The 22,087-nt window shown below is 60.6% G+C and carries 19 protein-coding genes, 1 tRNA gene and 1 pseudogene; 7 read left to right on the top strand and 14 right to left on the bottom strand.

The annotated features are described in order from the left end of the window. The first annotated feature begins 77 nt into the window (after window positions 1-77). A complete protein-coding gene (locus tag AC1DK3_RS15105; RefSeq protein ID WP_477193082.1) occupies window positions 78-1,076 on the top strand; it encodes a 2-hydroxyacid dehydrogenase in 999 nt (332 codons plus the stop codon). 74 nt (window positions 1,077-1,150) lie between these two features. Here the strand turns inward: AC1DK3_RS15105 and AC1DK3_RS15110 are convergent, their stop codons facing one another. From AC1DK3_RS15110 to coaBC, 4 genes and pseudogenes are all read right to left on the bottom strand, one after another. Continuing rightward, complete coding sequence (locus tag AC1DK3_RS15110) at window positions 1,151-2,002, bottom strand: HesA/MoeB/ThiF family protein (protein WP_477193083.1); 852 nt, start codon at window positions 2,000-2,002, stop codon at window positions 1,151-1,153. Window positions 2,003-2,036: 34 nt separating this feature from the next. Beyond that, window positions 2,037-3,038 (bottom strand): cysteine synthase A, encoded by a 1,002-nt coding sequence (gene cysK / locus AC1DK3_RS15115; RefSeq protein ID WP_339086564.1) that lies wholly within the window; start codon window positions 3,036-3,038, stop codon window positions 2,037-2,039. 243 nt (window positions 3,039-3,281) lie between these two features. Next, window positions 3,282-3,722: pseudogene (dut, locus tag AC1DK3_RS15120) on the bottom strand (dUTP diphosphatase); the annotation flags it as partial. After that, complete coding sequence (coaBC, locus tag AC1DK3_RS15125; RefSeq protein WP_477193084.1) at window positions 3,719-4,954, bottom strand: bifunctional phosphopantothenoylcysteine decarboxylase/phosphopantothenate--cysteine ligase CoaBC; 1,236 nt, start codon at window positions 4,952-4,954, stop codon at window positions 3,719-3,721. The pseudogene dut and the gene coaBC, both read right to left, overlap by 4 nt. Window positions 4,955-5,131: 177 nt before the next feature. Here coaBC and AC1DK3_RS15130 point away from each other — a divergent pair, with 177 nt between their 5' ends. From AC1DK3_RS15130 to glpD, 3 genes are all read left to right on the top strand, one after another. After that, window positions 5,132-5,665 (top strand): copper chaperone PCu(A)C, encoded by a 534-nt coding sequence (locus tag AC1DK3_RS15130; RefSeq protein ID WP_477193085.1) that lies wholly within the window; start codon window positions 5,132-5,134, stop codon window positions 5,663-5,665. Window positions 5,666-6,086: 421 nt separating this feature from the next. Beyond that, a complete protein-coding gene (locus AC1DK3_RS15135) occupies window positions 6,087-8,018 on the top strand; it encodes a sodium:solute symporter family transporter (RefSeq protein WP_477193086.1) in 1,932 nt (643 codons plus the stop codon). Between the two features lie 87 nt (window positions 8,019-8,105). Beyond that, window positions 8,106-9,602 (top strand): glycerol-3-phosphate dehydrogenase, encoded by a 1,497-nt coding sequence (glpD, locus tag AC1DK3_RS15140; RefSeq protein ID WP_477193087.1) that lies wholly within the window; start codon window positions 8,106-8,108, stop codon window positions 9,600-9,602. A 24-nt stretch (window positions 9,603-9,626) separates the two neighbouring features. Here glpD and AC1DK3_RS15145 read toward each other — a convergent pair whose 3' ends face one another. The 3 genes from AC1DK3_RS15145 to AC1DK3_RS15155 form a co-directional block, all read right to left on the bottom strand. Next, window positions 9,627-10,151 (bottom strand): hypothetical protein, encoded by a 525-nt coding sequence (locus AC1DK3_RS15145; RefSeq protein WP_477193088.1) that lies wholly within the window; start codon window positions 10,149-10,151, stop codon window positions 9,627-9,629. Window positions 10,152-10,451: 300 nt separating this feature from the next. Next, window positions 10,452-11,693 carry a sensor histidine kinase gene (locus AC1DK3_RS15150; RefSeq protein ID WP_477193089.1) on the bottom strand — a complete coding sequence of 414 codons (1,242 nt, stop codon included), beginning with the start codon at window positions 11,691-11,693 and terminating at the stop codon, window positions 10,452-10,454. Between the two features lie 189 nt (window positions 11,694-11,882). Further along, window positions 11,883-12,077: a hypothetical protein gene (locus tag AC1DK3_RS15155; RefSeq protein ID WP_477193090.1), complete on the bottom strand. Its 195-nt coding sequence runs from the start codon at window positions 12,075-12,077 to the stop codon at window positions 11,883-11,885. A 302-nt stretch (window positions 12,078-12,379) separates the two neighbouring features. Between AC1DK3_RS15155 and AC1DK3_RS15160 the strand changes: the two genes are divergently transcribed. The 3 genes from AC1DK3_RS15160 to AC1DK3_RS15170 all read left to right on the top strand — a co-directional run bounded on the left by AC1DK3_RS15160 (window position 12,380) and on the right by AC1DK3_RS15170 (window position 14,500). Next, a tRNA-His gene (locus AC1DK3_RS15160) sits at window positions 12,380-12,456 on the top strand. Between the two features lie 208 nt (window positions 12,457-12,664). Then, entirely contained in the window at window positions 12,665-13,315 is a 651-nt protein-coding gene (locus tag AC1DK3_RS15165; protein WP_477193091.1) for a hypothetical protein, read from the top strand. A 258-nt stretch (window positions 13,316-13,573) separates the two neighbouring features. After that, window positions 13,574-14,500 (top strand): glycosyltransferase 61 family protein, encoded by a 927-nt coding sequence (locus AC1DK3_RS15170; protein ID WP_477193092.1) that lies wholly within the window; start codon window positions 13,574-13,576, stop codon window positions 14,498-14,500. Between the two features lie 352 nt (window positions 14,501-14,852). Here the strand turns inward: AC1DK3_RS15170 and AC1DK3_RS15175 are convergent, their stop codons facing one another. From AC1DK3_RS15175 to cyoB, 7 genes are all read right to left on the bottom strand, one after another. Beyond that, entirely contained in the window at window positions 14,853-15,980 is a 1,128-nt protein-coding gene (locus tag AC1DK3_RS15175) for a hypothetical protein (RefSeq protein ID WP_477193093.1), read from the bottom strand. Window positions 15,981-16,256: 276 nt separating this feature from the next. After that, window positions 16,257-16,790: a response regulator transcription factor gene (locus AC1DK3_RS15180; RefSeq protein WP_477193094.1), complete on the bottom strand. Its 534-nt coding sequence runs from the start codon at window positions 16,788-16,790 to the stop codon at window positions 16,257-16,259. Further along, window positions 16,780-18,171: an ATP-binding protein gene (locus AC1DK3_RS15185; protein WP_477193095.1), complete on the bottom strand. Its 1,392-nt coding sequence runs from the start codon at window positions 18,169-18,171 to the stop codon at window positions 16,780-16,782. Before AC1DK3_RS15185 ends, AC1DK3_RS15180 begins: the two co-directional genes overlap by 11 nt. A gap of 6 nt (window positions 18,172-18,177) precedes the next feature. Then, window positions 18,178-19,050 carry an SURF1 family protein gene (locus AC1DK3_RS15190; RefSeq protein ID WP_477193096.1) on the bottom strand — a complete coding sequence of 291 codons (873 nt, stop codon included), beginning with the start codon at window positions 19,048-19,050 and terminating at the stop codon, window positions 18,178-18,180. Continuing rightward, a complete protein-coding gene (gene cyoD / locus AC1DK3_RS15195; protein ID WP_339086548.1) occupies window positions 19,047-19,430 on the bottom strand; it encodes a cytochrome o ubiquinol oxidase subunit IV in 384 nt (127 codons plus the stop codon). Before cyoD ends, AC1DK3_RS15190 begins: the two co-directional genes overlap by 4 nt. Beyond that, on the bottom strand, window positions 19,427-20,071 hold the full coding sequence (gene cyoC, locus AC1DK3_RS15200; RefSeq protein WP_477193097.1) for a cytochrome o ubiquinol oxidase subunit III: 645 nt from the start codon (window positions 20,069-20,071) through the stop codon (window positions 19,427-19,429). Before cyoC ends, cyoD begins: the two co-directional genes overlap by 4 nt. 3 nt (window positions 20,072-20,074) lie before the next feature. After that, on the bottom strand, window positions 20,075-22,081 hold the full coding sequence (gene cyoB, locus AC1DK3_RS15205; protein WP_477193098.1) for a cytochrome o ubiquinol oxidase subunit I: 2,007 nt from the start codon (window positions 22,079-22,081) through the stop codon (window positions 20,075-20,077). Window positions 22,082-22,087: the final 6 nt, after the last annotated feature.

A 22,087-nucleotide genomic window follows, 5' to 3' on the forward strand; every position in this document is an offset into this window, starting at 1 on the left:
AGACACGGGGCCGCACTTTCTCAAGCGGCCTCGCAAGGGACATGTGAACGCCGCGATTTTCTTGCAACGGGAAACGAATGCCCACCCCACAGAAGAAACCTGTTGTCGTCGTCACCCGCAAGCTGCCCGATGTCGTCGAGACTCGGATGTGCGAGCTTTTCGACACGCGCCTGAATATCGAAGACAAGCCTCTCAGTCAGGCTCAGCTGGTCGAAGCCGTCAAAACCGCCGACGTCCTCGTGCCGACGGTGACTGACCGCATCGACCGCGCCGTGCTGACGCAAGCCGGCCCGAAGCTTCGCCTCATCGCGAACTTCGGAACGGGCGTCGACAATGTCGATCTCGACACCGCCCGGAACCGGGGCATCCTGGTCACCAACACGCCCGGCGTGCTGACCGAAGATACCGCCGACATGACGATGGCGCTCATCCTCGCGGTGCCCCGGCGGCTCGCCGAAGGCGCAGCGTACATGCGCGACCCCGCGACAAAATGGTCCGGCTGGTCACCGACATGGATGCTCGGACACCGCATCTACGGCAAGCGGCTCGGCATCGTCGGCATGGGCCGCATCGGCCAGGCGGTTGCACGTCGCGCCAAGGCGTTCGGCTTGCAGATCCACTATCACAATCGGCGCCGCGTCCTCGACGAGATCGAGGAGGAACTCGAGGCGACGTTCTGGGAAAGCCTCGACCAGATGCTGACGCGCGTCGACATCGTGTCGATCAACTGCCCGCACACGCCCGGCACCTATCACCTACTGTCGGCACGGCGGCTCAAGCTGCTGAAGCCATCGGCCTACATCGTCAACACGGCGCGCGGTGAAGTCGTCGACGAGAACGAGCTGGCTCGCCTTCTCGAAGCGGGCGCGATCGCGGGCGCAGGCCTCGACGTGTTCGAGCACGAGCCGGCCGTCAATCCGCGGCTCTTAGCGTCGGAGCGCGTCGTCGCGTTGCCGCACATGAGCTCGGCGACGATCGAAGGCCGCGTCGACATGGGCGAGAAGGTGATCATCAACATCAAGGCGTTCGCCGACGGGCACGCACCGCCCGACCGCGTTCATCCCGCGATGCTCTGAGCCGAGTTTTACCGGCGGCGGCGATAAGCGGCGCCGCCGGTCTCAAAACTTGAGTCTCGAAATTTTTCTAAAAATTATTCCGCGGCGCACGCCGGATTGGCCGAAGCCAGATTCGCCGAAGCTTGGCCCGACGCGAGATCGGTAATCGTCGGATCTCGTCCCGTCAGAGGATTGTCCGGATCCCAGGCGATTGCGACGACTTCGAACCGCGTGGCGAGCGCGTCGTAGATGAGCAGGCGTCCGGCAAGGCTCTCGCCGAGACCCAACAGCTCTTTCACGACTTCCGTTGCCTGCAACGTCCCGACGACACCCGCGACCGGTCCGAGCACCCCGACCTCTTCGCAATTGGCGACTAGTCCCGCCGGAGGCGCTTCCGGAAAAACGCAGCGGAGCGACGGGTAAGGGTTCCCTTGCGGGTCTTTCTCGTGCGGCTTGAAGACCGAGACGTAGCCGTCGAACGATCCCAGCGCCGCATAGGCAAGCGGCCGCTTCGCGAAATAGCACGCGTCCGAAACCAGATAACGCGTCGCGAAATTATCCGAGCCGTCAGCAACGATGTCGTAGCGCGAGATGATCGCGAGCGCGTTCGACGCGTCGATGCGCTCCGCATAAGTCTCGACGGTTACGTGCGGATTGATGCGAAGGATTGCGTCACAGGCGCTGTCGACCTTCAGCCTGCCCGCATCCTCAGTGCGATGCGCGATCTGGCGCTGAAGATTGTCGATTGAGACGGTGTCGTCGTCGATGATGCCAATCGTTCCGACGCCCGCCGCCGCGAGGTAGGTGACGACCGGCGAACCAAGTCCGCCGGCGCCGATAACGAGCACGCGCGCTGCCTTGAGTTTTTGCTGCCCCGGAGCACCCACATCACGCAGAACGAGGTGGCGTTTGTAGCGCTGCACTTCGTCTGACGTGAGCTGTGCCATGTGGCCGATAATCTTTCGCGCGTTGCGAGGTGGGTTAGGTCTTCGGCTGCGGATCGACGAAGAGCTCGCTGGAGAAATAACGCTCTGCAGACGACGGCGCAAACGTCACGATCGTCTTACCCGCGAATTCCGGCCGCTCGGCGACCGTGATCGCAGCAGCGACGTTGGCGCCGGTCGAGATACCGCCGGGAATCCCTTCGACCTTCGCCACCAGGCGCGATGTTTCGAATGAAGTATCGCTCGAAACGGTCACGACTTCATCGATCAGGCTTTGGTCGAGGTTGCCCGGAATGAACCCGGCGCCGATGCCCTGGATCTTGTGCGGGCCACGCGGCTGACCGGAGAGTATCGCGCTGGTCGTCGGTTCCACCGCAAATATCTTGAGACCGGGAATACGCTTCTTCAGGACCTGGCCGACACCCGTCAACGTGCCGCCCGTGCCGACACCGATTACGAGCGCGTCGATCTTGCCCTTCGTGTCGTTGTAGATTTCTTCCGCCGTCGTCTTTGCATGAACGAGCGGGTTGGCCGGATTGTCGAACTGCCCGGGGATGACCGCATCGGGAAGCGTCTTCGCAATTTCTTCGGCTCTGGCGACCGCTGCCGGCATGCCGCCGGCGCCCGGCGTCAATTCGAGTTCCGCGCCGAGATGCGACAGGATTTTTCTGCGCTCGATCGACATCGTCTCGGGCATGACGAGGATGAGCCGATAGCCACGGGCAGCTGCGACGAACGCGAGACCGATACCCGTATTTCCGGACGTCGGCTCGATGAGCACCGTCTTGCCCGGCTTGATGCGGCCTTCCGCTTCCAGTGCGTCGACCATCGCGACGCCGATGCGATCCTTGACCGATGACAGCGGGTTGAAGAATTCGAGTTTCAGCAAAATATCGGCATTGAGCTTCGCAGCCGCCTTGATCTTGGAGAGTCGCACGAGGGGCGTATGACCGATCGTTTCGGTGATGCTCTCGTAGACGCGGCCGCGCCCCCAGCTCTTCGTGGCTTCGAGTGTTTTGATCTCAATCGTGTCTGTCATGGTTATCTCGACTCGCCCTCGGATTGACGCGCTCACAGTGCGCAATATGGGAACGGTTCTCGCAGGTTCGAGGGTCACCCTCAAGAGGTGAGGAACGCGCACAGAGGCCCATAAGCATTGCACTTTTTGTGCTTAACGCACCTGCGCGCGATCTCACGATTGGGATTTTTTTTGCGCCTTGCTCGATCGTTTGGCAACGGCTTTCTGCCGCCTGGTCCCGGCATGGGATGGGGCCTCGCTAATACCCGTAGACCCGAAACCGCCCGCACCCCTTTTCGTTGCGGTCAGCCTTTTGGCCTCGCGGAGTTTTACCCGCGCAACCGGAGCAACAATCATTTGCGCGACCCGTTCACCGCGCGCCACGACAAACGGGGCAGTCCCGTGATTGATCAGAACGACCGCGACTTCGCCCCGGTAATCGGCGTCGATCGTGCCGGGGCTGTTGAGAACCGTCACGCCGTGCTTCACGGCAAGCCCCGATCGCGGACGAACCTGTGCTTCCATCCCGCGTGGTAGCTCGAAGATCAAGCCCGTCGGAATAAGCGCGCGTGCTCCCGGCGCAATGGTGACACCAACCTCGCCCGAAACAGCCGCCACGAGATCGAACCCCGCGGCGTCCGCCGTCTGATAGTCGGGAAGTGGAAGACCTTCTGCGTGCTCGAGACGCCTGACCTTGACCTTCATTCAGCGGCCGTGCGTTTGGCGTGAAGCTGCTCTGCGGCGCGCTCCATGAGTTTTCTCGCAACCTTCGCCTTGCTCATCTCAGGCCAACTCTCCACACCGCTTGCTGTGATCAAATGGACGGTATTGTTTTCGCCGCCCATCACACCCGACGACGGCGAAACGTCGTTGGCGACGATCCAGTCCGCGCGCTTGGATTTGAGCTTCGTTTGAGCGTGGGTCAACACGTTCTGCGTTTCAGCCGCGAAACCGATGACGAGACGCGGCCGCTCAGGGCCCGGCCGTGCGATCATCTTCAGGATGTCCGGATTTTCCGTGAGCGAAAGCGTAGGTGCACCCGTCTTCTCGGACTTTTTGATCTTTTCGGTCTGGATGGTCTCGACGCGCCAGTCGGCAACGGCCGCAGCAAAAACGGCGATATCGGCGGGCAACGCGGCCTTCACCGCTTCCAGCATTTCTGCAGCGGTCTTGATGCGGACGATTTCGACGCCAGCCGGTTCGCTGAGCGAAACGGGGCCGGTGATCAGCGTCACGCGCGCGCCGAGTTCGGCCGCGGCAGCCGCGAGTTCGAAACCCTGTTTGCCGGATGAGCGGTTCGCGAGATACCGGATCGGATCGATCGGTTCGTGCGTCGGGCCGCTCGTGATGATGACGTGCCGTCCTTCGAGGACGCCGCCGCGGGACGCGCCGGCTTCGAATGCGCCTTCTATGGCAGCGATGAGGTCCGGAACCTCTACGAGACGGCCAGGCCCAGCTTCACCGCGCTCCGCCATCTCGCCGACAGCCGGTCCGATGATCCGAATGCCGTCGGCCTTGAGCTGCGCAACGTTCCGGCGCGTCGCCGGGTGGCGCCACATCGCAGGGTTCATCGCGGGTGCCAGAACGACGGGCTTTTCGGTCGCAAGCAGAACGGCCGTCGCGAGATCGTCGGCATGGCCCCCGGCCATCCGCGCGATGAGATCGGCCGTCGCCGGTGCGACGACGATCAAATCACTGTCACGCGCCAGCCTGATGTGTCCGATCTCCCGTTCCTCGTCGAGATCGAAGAGGTCGGTCAGCACCCGCTCGTTCGTCAATGCGCCGACGGAAAGCGGCGTCACGAAATGATGGGCAGCCTTGGTCATGACGGCGCGAACGCTATGACCGCGCTCCCTTAGCCGCCGGATCAGGTCCAGACACTTGTAGGCAGCAATTCCGCCGCCGATGATCAGTAGGATACGCTTGGCCGACGACAAATCGTTAAGTCCCGTTACCGCTCAATAGGAGGCACATTTTAGCACATTCCCCGAAGCGTGAGGTTAAGCCGTTCGCCAAGAGGGCAAATTTCACGGCCGTTTTCACGGGCGCCCCCGTGCCATTTATCCGGTTTTGACCTATATCCGCCGAAATGCGCGCTCTGGAGGAATTGACCCATGCGTTTCAAAATCCCTTCCCTTGCCATCCTGGCAGGCCTTGCAGCGGCCTTTGCGCCGGCCCTGGCTGAGGCCCATGAGGAGACTGTCAAAGGCGTAACGGTTGCCCATCCCTGGGCGCGCGCGACCCCCGAAGGCCAGAAAGTCGGCGCGGCGTTCGCCGAGATCAAGACCGACAAGGATACCTCCGACCGGCTGATCGGCGTTTCATCGCCCGTCGCCACAAACGGCGAAGTCCATTCGATGACGATGGAAGGCGATGTCATGAAGATGCGCCGCCTCGACGGCATCGACCTGAAGCCCGGCCAATCCGTCGTGCTGAAGCCGATGGCCGATCACATCATGCTGTTGGGTTTGAAAGAGCCGCTTAAGGAGGGCGACCTCGTCAAGCTCACGCTAACCTTCGAAAAAGCCGGACCCATCGAAGTCGAAGGAACTGTCGAAGCGCCAGGCGCCATGGGCCCGCACGGACTTGCCAAGCAGCCCGTTGATGATTCGATGGGCTCAATGCACCACGATATGCCACATGAGTAAAACGACGCCGCAAAAAGACCTTCGTGCCATCGGCAACTGATCATCTTTCGGGCATCGAAAAATCGAAAATTATTTATGTCGCGCGGTGACTTGACGCAGAAGATCGTTTGGTACATGGTGCCGCCACTTGCGATGGCCGGGACCGGTCGCAGGACAAAAAAACGAATAAAGGTCCAAGTCTAGGGACGAAAGTATCGGGGTGGTTCGGTAACGCGGACCGCCCCATTGCCGTTCTAGTACCCCTCACATTTCAAACACGCGGGCTGGCAACTCCAGCACAACGGAGCCGGATCTCGATATCCCGAGCCGCGCCGGCGGGCAGGCCACCGGGGCAGATTGTGCCCGCTGCCTTGATCGTAACGCCTTTCTGACGCCAATAGCGCGCTTCAAGTGCTGTGTCGGGGGCGCAGAGAGGGTGAAGATGGGTCTGGGGGATATTGCCGGCGCGAGTCGGCCTTCTGGTCGCCTGCTGCTGGCGAGCCTGCTGATTTGGCTGATCTTGGCGATTGCGTTGCCGTTGTCGGCGCTGACGCTCAACGTCATTCGCATCGGCGGATTCCCGCTCGGCTTCTGGATTGCGGCGCAGGGCGCAATCATCGGTCTCGTTGCGTTGGTCGCTTTCTATGCCTGGAGAGCCGGCGGCGTGCCGGTCCGCGAAGGCATCCGCCCTGCACTCATATTCGCTGGCGAGATCGTCGGTGCAGTCGCGCTTCTAGGTTTCACCGGTTACATCGCGGCGATGGGCTATGACGGCTTGGCGCTGCCGCTCGGCCTCGTCGCGGGCGTCGCCTTGCTCGCAATCCTCGTAGCGCCGCGCTTCGTTCTCTATCCCGTGCAATCGATCAGCGGCTTCTTCGCGATCCGCTACGGCGGAAGCCTGACGCGTCGCCTGGCGTTTCTCATCGCGTCGGCCGCAACAGGCCTGCTACTGGCCGCCGACATCAGAGCGGGTTCGCTCGCGTTGCAGAGCCTCATCAACATCCAGATGCACCAGGCGATCCTCGGTATCACGGTGGCCATCGCAGCGACTTGGCTCGCAGGCACTTTCTTTGCGCCGGCAAAAATGAGCGGCGGATTGGGCTTTGTCGCCGTCGCCGCCGGATTGCTCGCAACTCTCATTGCACTCGCAGTCTTTGCAAGCGGCTCGGCGATGCCGCACTTCTCGCTCGGATCGGCCCTCGAAAGCCACGCCAACCTCAATCAGGCGCTCGTCGTCAATCGGTTGTCGGACGTCAAATCCTTGACGCCGATGACGTCGCCATTCCTGCTCCTTTCGATGCGGAATTTCGCGGGCCTCCTGCTCGCAGTCGCGCTCGGCGTAGTCGCGGCGCCCCATCTGCTCGGGCGTCACGTGTCGCAATCGGCTGTTGCTCCAGGCGGAGCCGTGAAGCGGACGGCGGTGGCCCTCGTCGCCGTCGCCATTCTGATTGCCAGCCTTCCGCCGCTCGCGATCTACAGCCGCATCGGCTTCGAAGAGGTGATGTCCAAAGGCATCGAAATTGCTGCGATTCCACAGTCGTTCGCCGAGGCGAGTGCGCACGGCTGGGTGAAAGTCTGCGACGAGACCTCGCTCGCATCGGCCGATCTTGCCGCGGCGTGCGCCAAGGCTTCCGGACAGCGCGGCTTCCTGAGACTTCAGGATCTGGCATTCACGACGGACGGCTTCGTCGTTGCAGCACCCATGATTTCTGGCCTCAGCCCCATTTTGGAATATCCGCTGCTGCTCGCCGTCGTGCTCGCGTCCGTGCTCGTCGGAAACGCGCTCCTCTCCTCGATCGTCGTCGCCGATCGCGAGATCAGGACCACGCGTGATGAGCGCTCGCCCGATATTGATTTTCGCTCGGTGTCGGTCGGAGGAACGCTTCTCGTCGTCGCCGCGCTGGTAGCGCTCTTTGCCGCTATCGGAACGGGGCTGCTCGCTGCCGAAGGCTTTGCGTTGCTGGCCGCAGGCATCTTCCCGTCCCTCGTTCTTGGGCTGCACTGGCGCCATATGAACGCCGCTGGCGCGATTGCAGCGATGCTCGTCGGAACGCTGATCACCGCCGTCTATCTGCTCGGTGTCCACATCTGGCCGGTCGAACTGTTCAGTATTTCGGGCGGGTTTTCTGATGCGCCGCCAGCGGCCGCAAAGCGCTTCGTGGAACTCCAGGCCGCTGTAGCCGCAGCAACGACACCCGACGCCGCGGCGCTCGCGCACGCGGCGCTCGCCAAGCACGTCACGACGATTGCCAACTGGGGCGGCCTGAAACCGGCAGCCATCACGCTCGTTGCTGTCCCCGCAGGCTTCATTGCAGGACTTTTGATCAGCCTGCTGCTGCGGTCGCGAAAAAAGACGCCCGAAGCGCCCGCCTAAAACCTTCGCGCGCGCGAACGAGTCGCCTAGAGTTGGGCGCGTGACCACGCGTCGAGAAACGGCGCAACGCACGGCGGCACCAACGCAATGGCTGACGAGATTTACGATCTCCTCGTGATTGGCGGCGGCATCAACGGCGCGGGAATAGCCGCCGATGCGGCGATGCGTGGCCTGTCGATTTTCCTTGCCGAAGCGGACGACCTTGCGGGCGCAACGTCATCGGCAAGCTCCAAACTCATCCACGGCGGCCTCCGCTACCTCGAACATTTTGAATTCCGGCTCGTTCGCGAAGCATTGGCCGAGCGCGAAGTGCTTCTCGCGAACGCGCCGCACATCATCCGCCCGCTGCGCTTCATCCTCCCGCAAGTCGCCGGGATGCGACACGAGCTGATGATGCGCGCGGGACTTTTTCTTTATGATCATCTGGCCGCCCGCGAGTCCCTCGGCGCGTCGCACGCCATCGACCTGCGGCAAGATCCAGCCGGAGCACCTCTCGTTTCCGAATTGCATCGCGGCTTCACGTACTGGGACTGCGCCGTCGACGATTCCCGTCTCGTCGTTCTGAACGCAATCGCCGCGCGCGAAGCAGGAGCACAGATCGAGACGAGAACGCCCGTCACCGGCTTAGAAGCCGAAGACGGTGTTTGGACAGCAGCTCTCGGAAATTCAGGACGACGCGTTGCAGCCCGCGCCATCGTCAATGCGGCGGGGCCTTGGGTTGCGAAAGTAGCAGCCCTCACGACCGGCCAGTTGAATGCGGCACCGCCAACCGTCAGATTGGTCAAAGGCAGCCATATCACCGTGCCGCGTATTGCCGGAGCCGACGACGCGTACACATTTCAAAACCGCGACGGCCGCATCGTTTTCGCGTTACCGTTCGAAGACGCCTTCACATTGATCGGAACTACCGAGGAGACATTCGCAGGCGATCCGCGCAGAGCGAGCCCTTCGCACGAAGAAGAAGATTACCTGCTCGACGCCGCCAATCGCTTTTTCCGCGAACCCGTCTCACGCCGCGACATCGTCTGGAGTTTCGCAGGCGTGCGACCGCTCGAGGCCGACGGCAGCGAAAGTGCATCCGCCGTAAGCCGCGATTACCGGCTCGATCTCAGCGTGAGTGATAAGCCGCCCCTCCTTCACGTGATCGGCGGCAAGATCACCACCTATCGCAAGCTTGCAGAGGCGGCGCTGAAATTACTGCACCCGCACTTTCCGCAAATGCAGCCGGGCCGGACACGAGGTACGTCGCTGCCGGGCGGCGATCTTGGTGGCCGAACTTTCGATCTTTGGTTTAAAGACTTCGCGCGCGAAAACCGCGGGTTCGAGCAGGGCTTCCTTCGCAGGCTCGCTCGGAGGCACGGCACGCGAACGTCGAAGATCATCGCGAGCGCCAAGTCCGAAGAGGACCTTGGCGAAGACTTCGGCGGCGGCCTCACCGCGCGCGAAGTCGCCTATTTGAAATCAGAAGAATGGGCGGAGACCGCAATCGACGTTCTCTGGCGGCGAACGAAGACAGGCTTGCACCTCAAAGGCGACAGCACGCGCATTGCTGATCGCATCCAAGCCTGTCTCGACAAATCTTGATCCCCGCCGGCTGGCGAGGCGCGCTTACATCAAGCGGCGGCGTTGAGCGCGCAGAGCACACGTCGCAGGGCATACCGATTCCGCGCAGAGCAGCTGATTGGCGCTGCGAAGAGCGGCCGCGAGCGCCAGCGCACCATTCAAGGTGTCGCCGATGTCCTCGGTGCCGATCAGTGCCGCGACTGACGCCGTCAAAGCCTGCCGCTCGTTATGCTGACATGCAGCGATGATCGAGATCGCGAGACACTCGTCGCGGCAGAAACTACGGCAGCCGGCCGGCGAGATCTCGATATCGCGCTGAGCACTGGCTTTCACCGCGCGAACGAACTTCGAGAGATCGAGAAGCAACGTCTTGGCATTCTCGGGGCCGAGCATGCCCGAGAACGTGTTCCACGCATCTTCCCAGCACTTGATGTCGCCGGTCGATAAACCCGCGAGCCAGCAACGGAAGCCGACGCCGACGAGTCTCTCCGGCGCGCGCGCGGGAAGCGGCACGACCTTGGCCGAACGCCGCATATGTTGGATTGAAGTGTTCGATGCCGAATTAGTCATTGTTGCAAATCTCCCCCGAGAAGCGCGTGGAATTTGCGCATGAGCTGGAGCGGCAACCGGCGTCGGAATTGATGGCGCTATCGAGCGCCCGCAGAGCAACTGTCATTTCGACTCCAATAATCAGGGTTCAAGGCCCCGGTATCGGTTAGCGCCAACGATGGCGCGGGCATCGCGATGACGCCTTACCTTGAGCTAGCGCGAGGAAGATGGCTCGGTCAACCATTTGTAAGCGGTCGCGCTTACATTAGAATTTTTATAATTTTCAACTGGCTAACCTGGTGCGTTCAACAGCCGGGCCGACTACTCCATCCGGCGCGAAAAGTCCCCGAAAACGATGAGTGCGGCAGTTCCGCCTTCGGGAATACTTTCGATCTCGAACTCAGCGCCCATCTCGCGAACGAGACGCGCGACGAGCGGCAGGCCGATACCCGTGCTGGCTGCCCAAGGCGGCTGCAACTCTGCGGCGGAGGCCCTGTAGGCGGCCGAACGCGTTCCATTCATGCCGCGGCCGGTATCGCTGACGACGAGGAAAACACGCCCGTCGCCGATATGGCCCGTCTCCACGCGAACATCTCCGCCGCGCGGCGTGAACTTGATCGCGTTCGTCAACAGGTTCAGCAGGATCTGGCGAAGCGCGGTCGGATTGGCGACGACGTGCGGACGGCTTCCATCGCTCTTGAAGTCGAGGGTCAATCCGCACGACTGCGCGAGCGCCTGCACGCTCGACACCGTCCGTTCGACAATCGCATTGAGATCGAGCGCGATGAGCCGCGCCACCGGCAAGCTCGATGACCGGTCCCGGTTCAAAAGCAACGACGTGATGACGTCGAGCGCATGTGTCGCGCTTTCGTGGATGTCCGCCGCATAACTCAGATATCGCTCGTTCTTCATCTCGCCGAGCCGTTCGTCGCGCATGATCTCGGAAGCCGCGGCGATGGCCGTCAGCGGCGTTTTGAGCTCATGCGCGAGCTTCGCGAGATGATCGGCATCCATCACGATGAATGGCTGGGGCGCTGCCTCCACGGCCGCCGCATCCGCTGCTCCTGCCGCTCGCAACGCATCGATTTCCGCGGTTACGGCCGCATACAGCGGAGCCAGATTGCGACTGCCGGAGGACGCGACCGCTGAAATTTTCTGCTCGGGATCCGGCGCCTCGGCTTCGTCGGCAACGTGAAGGAGCAGAACTTTCGAGCCTTTTCTCCCCTGCCTTGTGACCCGGCATTTCAAGCGTTTCAGGAGGCCGCTGTTCCAGAACACCAGCGTCTCGACATCCCCTTTGCGGAAATCACCCTGAAGCGCGACCTGGGGCGCGATCTGGCGCAGCTTCGCGAGGGCGGGCGTCGCGGGATCGAGCGCGATGGGAAACGACGCATAGGGAAAAAGCCCGAGCGCGGCAGCCCCTGAAGGGGTCGCACCAAGAATTTCGGCCGCCTCTGGGTCAATCGTGATGACCGCCTGCGTCGCGGGTGCGGCGTCGAGCAGCGCAGGGTCATCGCGCCGGATCGGCATCGCCGGCATTGCGGGTTTAGCGGAGACCGCCATAGGGAAAATCGCCCGTTCAAAAGGCTCATGCGCAACGCACCACGATCATCTACGTGATTTGCGGGCGGCCAGAACGGCAAACGCGTGATTTTCCACTGTCATCGGCGGCGAGAGGGGGCCGCTCGCGATCACGGCCCACCCAAACGTATCGGACTACAATCTCGGGTAGAACTCAGTTCAGGCCGCGACTCAGGCGGCCTTATCCAGCACGGCTGCGCGCAGCTTCTCCGGATCTCGCTCGCCGTGGTCGGCCAGATCGAACAATTTCTCGATGATGTCGTCGTCGGGAATGTTAAGCGACCGCTCGTGAGCCTCTTCGATGATGCTCTTGAGCAGGCGATGGAGGTCCTTGAGCTCGTCGGAACTATAAGGGCAAAGCGTCATGATGTTCTGCATCCCCCCGGAAACAGCGTCGTGATGAACCAGTTGGCGTACGAACGCAACGGGACCGCTAGGGTTCCTCGCGTTGCCGCTACGATCTGTAAGGGCACCCAAAAACAGGTAAACTCAAGGCGAGAGCCATAAGTCGCCCTTGACCCCCGGCTTCCGCTGTGTTGGAAACACGCGGCGTGCGCTCCCATCGGGATCGCCCTGCAGCCGGGATTCATTAAAGCGCGACGACGCGGTGATTTGCACGTGCAACGCCCCGCCCGATCGCCCTAAAATCATCCCAGGCCATTTGGCATGCCGCCTTAGCTCAGTTGGTTAGAGCGCTAGATTGTGGATCTAGAGGTCCCCGGTTCAAATCTGGGAGGCGGTACCATTCCAATCCGAATCATCGGCTCCCCGAGAAGTTCCGGGCACCCCCCTTGCCGCTCCTCCACACTGCTCGGCTAAGGCTCTCGTGCCGCTGACCGCCAATGCTGCGCGGCAAAATCGAACTGCGTGCAGAAAATGCTCGCCGGGAGACTCCAGCTCAGTAATCAGATATTCTGACTGCGGACAGTCTAGCGCAGACGCCGGGGGGCCACATGCGTGCAATGCCATTTTTCGCAGTTTTAATCACTCCGCTTCTCATTGCGTGCGCTTCGCAAAAAATCCAGCTCTCAGCGGCGCCGGGCCAGGAAGCCATCGTGCGCGATGGCATCCCATCCTTGATCTCGAAGAAAAAGAACTTGGTGATGCTCCGACCAAATAATCAATTGCTGAAAGGCAATGCGCGGCCAGCATTCACCGTCGCCGTGCGGAATCTCGAAAATAAACCGCAGACCTTGCTTGAGGCGAATATCAACGCGCACCAGACGGTCGAAGGCAAACAAACCGCGCTGCGCGTCTATCGATACGACGAGCTGGTACGGGAAGAACATACACGCCAAACCATACAAGCCGTCGGTGCAGTTCTCTCCGCCACCGCACGTGGGATCAACGCGGTGAATGCGGGTTACGTCAACACGACGGGAACCGTCCACGCCAACGGGAACTACGGAACCTACGCGGCGACGACTTATGACCCGCTAAGAGCGCAAATCGCGCAGCAAAATGCGAATTACGAAACGCGCGAAGACATTGCTGCCCTTCAAGCGGCCCGGCGGCGAGCAAAATTTATCTCAGCTTCAGCAAACCATTCTGAAAGACAACACCGTGATGCCGGGAGAGTGGGTCGGCGGCACCATTGTGCTTGACCAACCGGCATATTCCGGCAGCGCACCGAAGTCCTACGCGATCACAGTCGATTTTGCCGGAGAACAACACGAATTTTTGGTTTCGCAAGTCACGAACTGAGCGCGCCCACCACTCACTTCACCTGCCTTTTCTCCAGCTTCTGCCCCAATATCCGTCGATGCATCCCAAGCCGCAACGCAGCATCGAAATATCGAACGCCTTCCCAATAAATCCGCTAACGTACTATCCGGCCGACTGGGGATGGGGGTTCGCGTGTGATGGAAATTTCGACCGATCTCGCTGAGGCATTGGTCGTCGATATCATAAATCGCAAAGGCTCCGTCGAGCACTACTACCATTTCCTGCTGGGCTTCCTCGCGCCTCTGATCCAGCGGATCACGACGCTCCGTGATAACGCCCGTACAATCTGCGTCAGAAGCTGTGGGCCGATGGATGGCCTCATCCGCGAGGTTCTGCCCAACGGCATAAAGATCCTCCCGAAGCTCGAGCATGCGCTGCTCCTCGATGAAGCGCGATCATCGAACAATCCAAAACTGCGCTTCGAGACGATCTATGGCTTCGACAACCGCAGCTACTATGATGCGACCGTTTTCAGATCCCTGAAACGAGTACTGGAAGCGAAATTATTCGACGGTGTGGAATACGAGAAACGTGCGTTGCGTGACGCGTTCCCGGCCACTGGACCAAAAATCGTCTTCATCGATAGAGGCGACCCCACGCTTCTCTATTCGACGGGTGACTCCGAAATAACATCCGCTGGCCGGGATAGAAGGTCGATTAAAAATTTCTCTGAATGCAGTGACTTGCTGTTGTCGCAAAATCTGAATTTTCTGCCCTGCACGCTGGAAGGAAAGTCGCTCGCGTTCCAGATCGCCCTATTCGACACGGCCGATATTGTCATCGCGCAGCACGGAGCGGCCCTCACGAATCTGCTATGGGCCGGCGAGAAGCTGGATGTCGTCGAGATCATCCCCCGCGACCGCACCCAAAAATCTGACCACTTCAAGTCCTTGGCCCACTGTCTTGGGCAGCGCTATCATTCGCTGGCGCAGGGTCAAAGTCACGGACCCATAGATTGCGAGATGCTGGCGCGGGCGCTCGCAAAAATAGTAAGCGAGCACGCGAAGCCCAGAAATTCCGGCGGGCTATTCGCCCGAATTGGAAATCTGTTGCGATCGCATTGACGACTGAGCGCGAACCCCTCACTTCACCCGCCGCTTCTCTAGCTTCCTCGATATCGTCCGAACTCCAGGGAGGCGCACGAACAAGGCGCTCTGAAGAATGAACGGTTCACCACCTCAAGATTTTCGCGATGAGCCATGGGAGAAGGCCGAAAAGTGTGATGAACACTGCGATGGCGGCCGCTCCAACTTTGCCAAGGAGAGCGAGGAACGTAATCAAAAAAGCAAGATGCACTGCGAGCCGCCCCATTTTGGGCTGTACGCTGAGTGCAGAGGATGATCCAACCGTGGCGCAAGTGATACGGAATTGTAAAGTCATCGAAAAAGCAGAAGAGACCAGACACCGCACGACGCGCTAAGGACTTCGACGGCGAATTGCCGATGGCAGGGGTCTAAAAGCACTCTCGAAGAGGTTCTCCCTTATCTGCTTCACAAGCTTTCTGAGTTTCCCCTTCGGACGGGCGTAATCGCTGTTCGCTTGAGCCAATCGAATGACGGTTTCTCGGAGAGCGGAAGCTAAGTCCACTTGGGAGCGATGCTGAAGATCAGTTCTTTCTTCCCGCTCCGCGCAATCGGGAAACCAGTCGCGCGAGAGTTGACCAGCAAAATATCGCCCGCTTATCTCCTGATTGATGTCGCTGAACCGTGATTTGATAAGTGTGCGCTCTCGCTCGCTCAACAAGTCCTTTAACGTCCCACTTTGAGGGATGTGCACGGATACGAGCCGCCTAATATTTTGGGCCCGACGCCATTCAGATTCCCCTTCATGAAATGCGGGCAAAGCGCAGTTGATGTATCTGAGAGCTTCCAGGCGTTGCACGTCGAACGACTGATTTTCATCTCTGTCAAACCGCATATCTTCGGACTTAAGTCCCAATAGCGCGCAAAAATCCTTTCGGATGTCACCGTCCTTGAGACGCGCACGATTGTACTCTCGTACGATTAAATTCGGCTCGCCAAATACCGAGCCCCATAATTTTAGAGTTTCCAGGTGGTTGTAATATCGATTTTCGGGCGTGACATCATTGGCGTTGAACGAGTGTCTTCCGCCGCAGCGGATACCGGTCGACCAAGCAGCCAATGCGAGTTCTGAAGGTTCCCGAATGTAGTAGATGACCTTGATATCGTCCGCGGGTAAGGCGTCCCGCAGCGCCACGAGCTGCCGCCTCTGTATTAGTCTCGATGAGAAATGCTCGCTGGATAGAACAACCGCTCCCTTCGTTGCCGCGACCACCCGCGTCAGCACCCGCAGAACGAATGGAAGCGTGCGCTGACTTTCTTCACTTACGAACTCGACTTTTTCGTCAATCAAACAGGCAGCAACGGGGAGATGGGCCATGCTGGCGAAACAAATATTACTTGCTTCGCAGGGGTAGTAAAAACCAGATCGCTTCAAACGCGATGCATTGCGAGTCAGGAAACGCTGAAGGGTACTGGTGCCAGTCTTTTCGCCACCGATGTGCAAAAATACTTGTTTGCTCATCGCGCTCCTCCAGTCATCCGAAGGAGAGCCTATAGGCAATTTGGCATATCCCGAATGGCCAGGGGCCTACGATCCCCAAGTTTCCGCGTCCGACGTTTCTCACGCACTTCTGCTCGTTCGCGTGTTTGCGCAAGGCGGTAGCGTCACGAGGTCATAGATGGCGATATGCTGGGGCGAAAAATAATCAGCGATAAAGCGAAGCCTAGAAATTCCAGCGAGCTATTCGCCCGAACTGGGAATATATTGCGGTCGAATTGGTGATTGCGCGCGAACGGCTCACTTCACCTGCCGCTTCTCCAACTTCCGCGCCAATGTCCGCCGGTGCATGCCAAGCCGCCGCGCGGCTTCGGAAATGTTGAAACCGGTGTCCACCAGCGTCTGGTGAATGTGCTCCCATTCGAGCGTCTTGATCGACGTCGGCCGCTCGGTCAGCGCGACGGCGCTATCGCCCTCGGCCCTGCCGAACGCTTCCTCGATGTCGTCCGAACTCGACGGCTTCACGAGGTAATGCCGCGCGCCGAGCTTGATAGCTTCAACCGCCGTCGCGATGCTCGCAAATCCCGTCAGCACGACGATCACCGTCGACGGATCGTGCTCGTGTAAAGCCTCGACGCACGCGAGCCCGGATTCGCCATTGAGCTTCAGATCGACGACCGCGTAGCCCGGCGTCCGCACGTCCAAAATCGCCTCCAGGGCCTCGCGTCCCGACGCGACGTCGACCATGTATTCGCGCCGCTCGAACGATCGCTTCAACGTGTTCGCGAATGCGGCATCGTCTTCGACGATCACAAGCGTGCGATTAGTTTCCATGCGATCGCGCTCCGAGGGCCAAGGCAGCAAGCGGCAGCTTCAACGTCACGGATGCGCCGCCTCCATGTTCCCGGGGCCGATTGGCTGCCGAGACGCTGCCCCCGAGCTTGCGTACCACATTCACCACGAGGAACAGCCCGAGGCCGCCGCCCGGCCGTCCCTTGCTTGATTGATAGGGCTTTCCGAACTGGGCAAGCATCTGCGGCGCAAAGCCTGGTCCACGATCCGAAACACGGATGGCGAGCGCGTCCCCGATGCGTTCGACGAAAACGCCGATCCATGCGGGAGACGAATCGTAAGCGTTGTCGATGACGTTGAAGACGACCTGCTTCAGCGTCGAGTCCGACACGATCGGAAGATCCGCACCGAATGCGTTGGTATAATCGAGCGACGGTGGCGACCTTGCCGCGCGCCATTCTTCCACGAGTTCGTTGACGAAGGTATTGACCGTCGTCACGCGCGGCGCTTCTCCGCGGGCTTCGCCGGCCGATAACAAGACGCCTGTCAGGATCGATTTGCAGCGCTTCACCGCCGCCTGCATTTCCTCGACCTCTTCCAGCAACTCGGGGCTCGACGCGATCGCTGGCACGCGCCTCCAGTCTCCGAGGATGACCGAGAGCGATGCGAGCGGCGTGCCGAGTTCATGCGCCGCGCCCGAGGCGAGAAGGCCCATCCGGACAATGTGATCTTCCTCGACAGCGTGCTGCTTCAAGGCCGCGAGCCGCGCGTCGCGCTCCCGAAGATTGCGCGTGATGCGCGTCACGAACACAACGAGCAAAGCCGCGTCGAGCGCAAAGCAAACGAGCATTCCGGCGATGTGAAGCTTGAAGAGATCGCCGAAGCCTTCCGGCACGGCGAGCGGCCGGTAATCGACGGTGAGCAGCGAGAAGCTTGCGCATGTCGCAACGACCATGGCCCACGTCGAGCGCCGGTCGAGCAGCACGGCGGCAAGCGTCACCTGCAAGAGATAGAGGAACGTGAACGGGTTCGTCGCGCCGCCACTGAAGTAGAGTTGCGCGGTCAATGCCGCGACGTCGAACAGCAGCGCCCCGAGCAGACCGGCATCTCCGGCGTTACGGCCGTTTCTAAGCCACGCAAGGCTTGCGAGATTGAGAGCAATCAGGGCCGCAATGATCACGGCCATCGGCAAAAGCGGCAGGCCGATGCCAAGGACGAACTCGACGAAAACAATCGTCGCAATCTGACCCGCGACAGCGATCCAGCGAAGCTGGATCAGCAGCAGCATGTTCTGGGTGGCGGCAGGATCGCCCGCTGGTGGAGCGCCAGAAACATTCCGGGCGACGCTGCCCGAAACGCCATCTGAAACAGCCGGCCTGTCTTCGTTTCCGGAGCCGGAGACTGTCTCAGTGCGGCCCAGCATATCGCGCTAAGTCCTATGTCGCTCCGGCGGCGGAACAGATCCGTCCGCCATGGAAGTTCCGGTCTTACCGATGGCCTCAGATGCGTGAGCCGTCCGGCGAATGCGAATTTCCTCGCGCGCGACCCGGACTGTCGCCACCGCGAGCATCAACGCCAGCGTGAACCAAGTCAACGCATAGACGAGGTGATTGTTATGGAAGGCGACCACGGTCAATCCGCCGACAGGGAACCCGCCGGGGTTTGGCGTTGCATCCGCATCGACGAAATAGGGCGCGACGTTGGTTAGGCCCCGCGCGGCCGCAATCGCTTCCACATCGCGGGAAAACCATCGGTTCGCAGCCGGATCGTTGCTCCGCAGAAAGGCGCCCTTGGGCTCGGTCAGACGCACGAGGCCCGTCACCGTCACGTCGCCGTCCGGCTCGACCGCAGCGCGCGACGCCGGATCCCGGCGGTCCGGCGGCACAAACCCGCGATTGACGAGAACCGTGAAGCCATCCTTGGTCTCGAGCGGCGTCACGACCCAATAGCCTGCGCCATTGTTCGTCACGGCAGTCACGAGCGCTTCACGATCGTTGCGGAAATGACCGGTAGCGGTGACCCGGCGATATTCGTCGGTCTTGGCGTCGATCGACGTCCAGTCGGCAGGACCAGGTGCGGCCGTCGGCTGACTGTGAACCCGCTTTTCGACACGCTCAATAAGGTCGAGCTTCCACGCACGTCGCTCGATCTGCCAGACGCCGAGCGACAACAAACCGGCGATGCCGAGAAGTCCTATGATGCCGAGTACGGCGAGAGAGAAGGCCGAACGCGGACGCTTCTTGCGCCCGCCATCCAGTCCTTCATCCCCGAATTCCCCGCGCCCCTTGGCGTCGGCATTCACGGCAGCTGGCTCGGATCCATGCCCGGCATCATGTTCGTATTCATGTGGTACATGACCCACAGTGAACCGGCGAGCGTGATCACCACCATGACGACGGTGAAGATCAAGGCCATCATCGTCCAGCCGCCTTCCGAGCTCGGCGTCATGTGCAGGAAGTAGATCATGTGCACGACGATCTGCACCGCGCCCAGGATGAGGATCGCGATGGTCGTCGCTTCGTTGCTGCCAAGCTTGCCCGTCATCACGAGCCAGAAAGGAATGGCCGTCAGTACGACTGAAAGGCCGAAGCCGATCAAGTAGCCGCGCAAAGTCGATTCCGGATGGCCGCTCTCGTGACCGTGTGCATCGTGGCTGTGCTCGCCGTGCGGACCCGAGCTCATCGGAGCACTCCCATCAAATAGACGAAGGTGAAGACGCCGATCCAGACGACGTCGAGAAAGTGCCAGAACATGCTGAGGCACAGAAGGCGCCGCTTGTTGGCTTCGATCAGGCCGAACTTCCACACCTGCACGATCAGCGTGATCATCCAGATGAGGCCGAAGGTGACGTGCAGGCCGTGCGTACCGACAAGCGTGAAGAACGACGAGAGGAACGCACTACGCTGCGGCGTCGCTCCCTCGTGGATCATATGAGCGAACTCGTAGAGCTCGATGCCGAGGAAGGCGGCGCCGAAAAGCCCTGTCACCGCGAGCCAGAACAGCATCGCGTTCTGGTTCTTCTTCTGCATCTCGAGCACCGCGAAACCGTAGGTGATCGACGAAAGAAGCAGCATCGACGTGTTCAACGCCACGAGCGGCAGGTCGAAAAGCTCTTTCGGCGAGGGTCCGGCCGCGTAGTTGGCGCCGAGAACGCCGTAAGTCGCAAACAGCACCGCGAACACGAGGCAGTCGCTCATCAGATAGAGCCAGAAGCCGAGCATGGTGCTCGAACCTTCCGGATGGTCATGCTCGTCGGCGACGTAGAAGACCGGAGCCTCTGTCGTCTCGGCAAGGGCTGTGCTCGCCGCTGTTGTCGTCGTCATCGATTATGCCCGTGCGGTCTGAAGGAGCTGCGTGCGCGCACGCTCGGTTTCAACGACTTGCTCTCGCGGAATATGGAAGCTGCGATGGTAGTTGAACGTGTGACCGATCGCAGTTCCGATAAGCGCCACGAACCCTACGATCGCCAGCCACCAGATCTGCCAGATCATAGCGAAGGCCACGACCGCACTGATACCGGCGAGGATGATGCCCGCGCTCGTGTTGCTCGGCATGTGGATCGCCTTGAAGCCCTCGGCCGGCCGCTGATAACCGCGCTTCTTCATATCCCACCACGCATCGTTGTCGTGGATCACCGGAGTGAAGGCGAAGTTGTAGACAGGCGGCGGCGACGACGTCGACCACTCGAGCGTGCGGCCGTTCCACGGATCGCCCGTCCAGTCGCGCAGCTTTTCGCGGTTCTTGATGCTGACCACGATCTGGATCAGGAAGCAGGCGATGCCGATGGCGATCATGACTGCGCCGAGGGCCGCGATGATGAACCAGATCTGCAGCGACGGATCGTCGAACACGCGCAGGCGGCGAGTGACACCCATCAAGCCGAGGACGTACAGCGGCATGAAGGCGAACCAGAAGCCCAGGACCCAGAACCAGAATGACATCTTGCCCCAGAACGGATCGAGCTTGAAGCCGAACGCCTTCGGGAACCAGTAGGTGATGCCGGCGAACATGCCGAACACCACGCCGCCGATGATGACGTTATGGAAATGCGCGATCAGGAAGAGGCTGTTGTGGAGCACGAAGTCTGCTGGCGGAACGGCGAGAAGCACACCGGTCATGCCGCCGACGACGAACGTCAGCATGAACGCGATGGTCCACATCATCGGCACTTCGAAGCGAATCCGGCCCCGGTACATCGTGAACAGCCAGTTGAACATCTTCGCGCCCGTCGGGATCGAGATGATCATCGTCGTGATGCCGAAGAACGAGTTGACGCTCGCGCCGGAGCCCATCGTGAAGAAGTGGTGCAGCCAGACGAGATACGACAGGATGGTGATGACGACCGTGGCATAGACCATCGACGTATAGCCGAAGAGCCGCTTGCCGCTGAACGTGGAGACAATCTCGGAGAAAACGCCGAACGCCGGCAGGATGAGGATGTAAACCTCGGGATGGCCCCAGATCCAGATGAGGTTCACGTACATCATGGCGTTGCCGCCGAAGTCGCTCGTGAAGAAGTTCGTGCCCGCGTAGCGGTCGAGCGAGAGGAGCCCGAGAACGCCGGTCAGCACGGGGAACGCGGCGACGATGAGGACGTTGGTGCAGAGTGCCGTCCACGTAAAGACGGGCATCTTCATCAGGCTCATGCCCGGAGCGCGCATCTTCACGATGGTCGCGATGAGGTTCACGCCCGATAGAAGCGTCCCCACGCCCGCCACCTGTAGTGACCATATGTAATAATCGACACCGACATCCGGACTATAGGCGATGTTCGAGAGCGGCGGATACGCAAGCCAGCCCGTTCGCGCGAACTCGCCGATGAACAGCGAGGCCATAACCAGAGACGCGCCGGCTGTGGTCATCCAGAAGCTGAAGTTGTTGAGGAACGGAAAGGCAACGTCGCGCGCGCCGATTTGCAGAGGCACGACGTAGTTCATCAAACCCGTCACAAGCGGCATCGCCACGAAGAAGATCATGATCACGCCGTGCGCGGTGAAGATCTGATCGAAATGGTGGGCCGGCAGATAGCCTTCCGAGCCATTGAAGGCCACGGCCTGCTGGACGCGCATCATGATGGCGTCGGCGAAGCCGCGAAGCAGCATCACGAGGCCGAGCACGATGTACATGATGCCGATGCGCTTGTGATCGATGCTCGTGAACCACTCTTTCCAGAGGTAGCCCCAAAGCTTGAAGTAGCTGAGGGCGCCGACCGTGGCGACGCCACCGATGGCGACGGCGATGAATGTCGCGACGAGGATCGGCTCATGAAGCGGCAACGCTTCTAGCGTCAGCCGTCCGAAGACGGCCTTCATGAGTTCAGGGTTATCAAACATCGTTGT

This window comes from Hyphomicrobium sp. 01T421 (genome assembly GCF_056398805.1).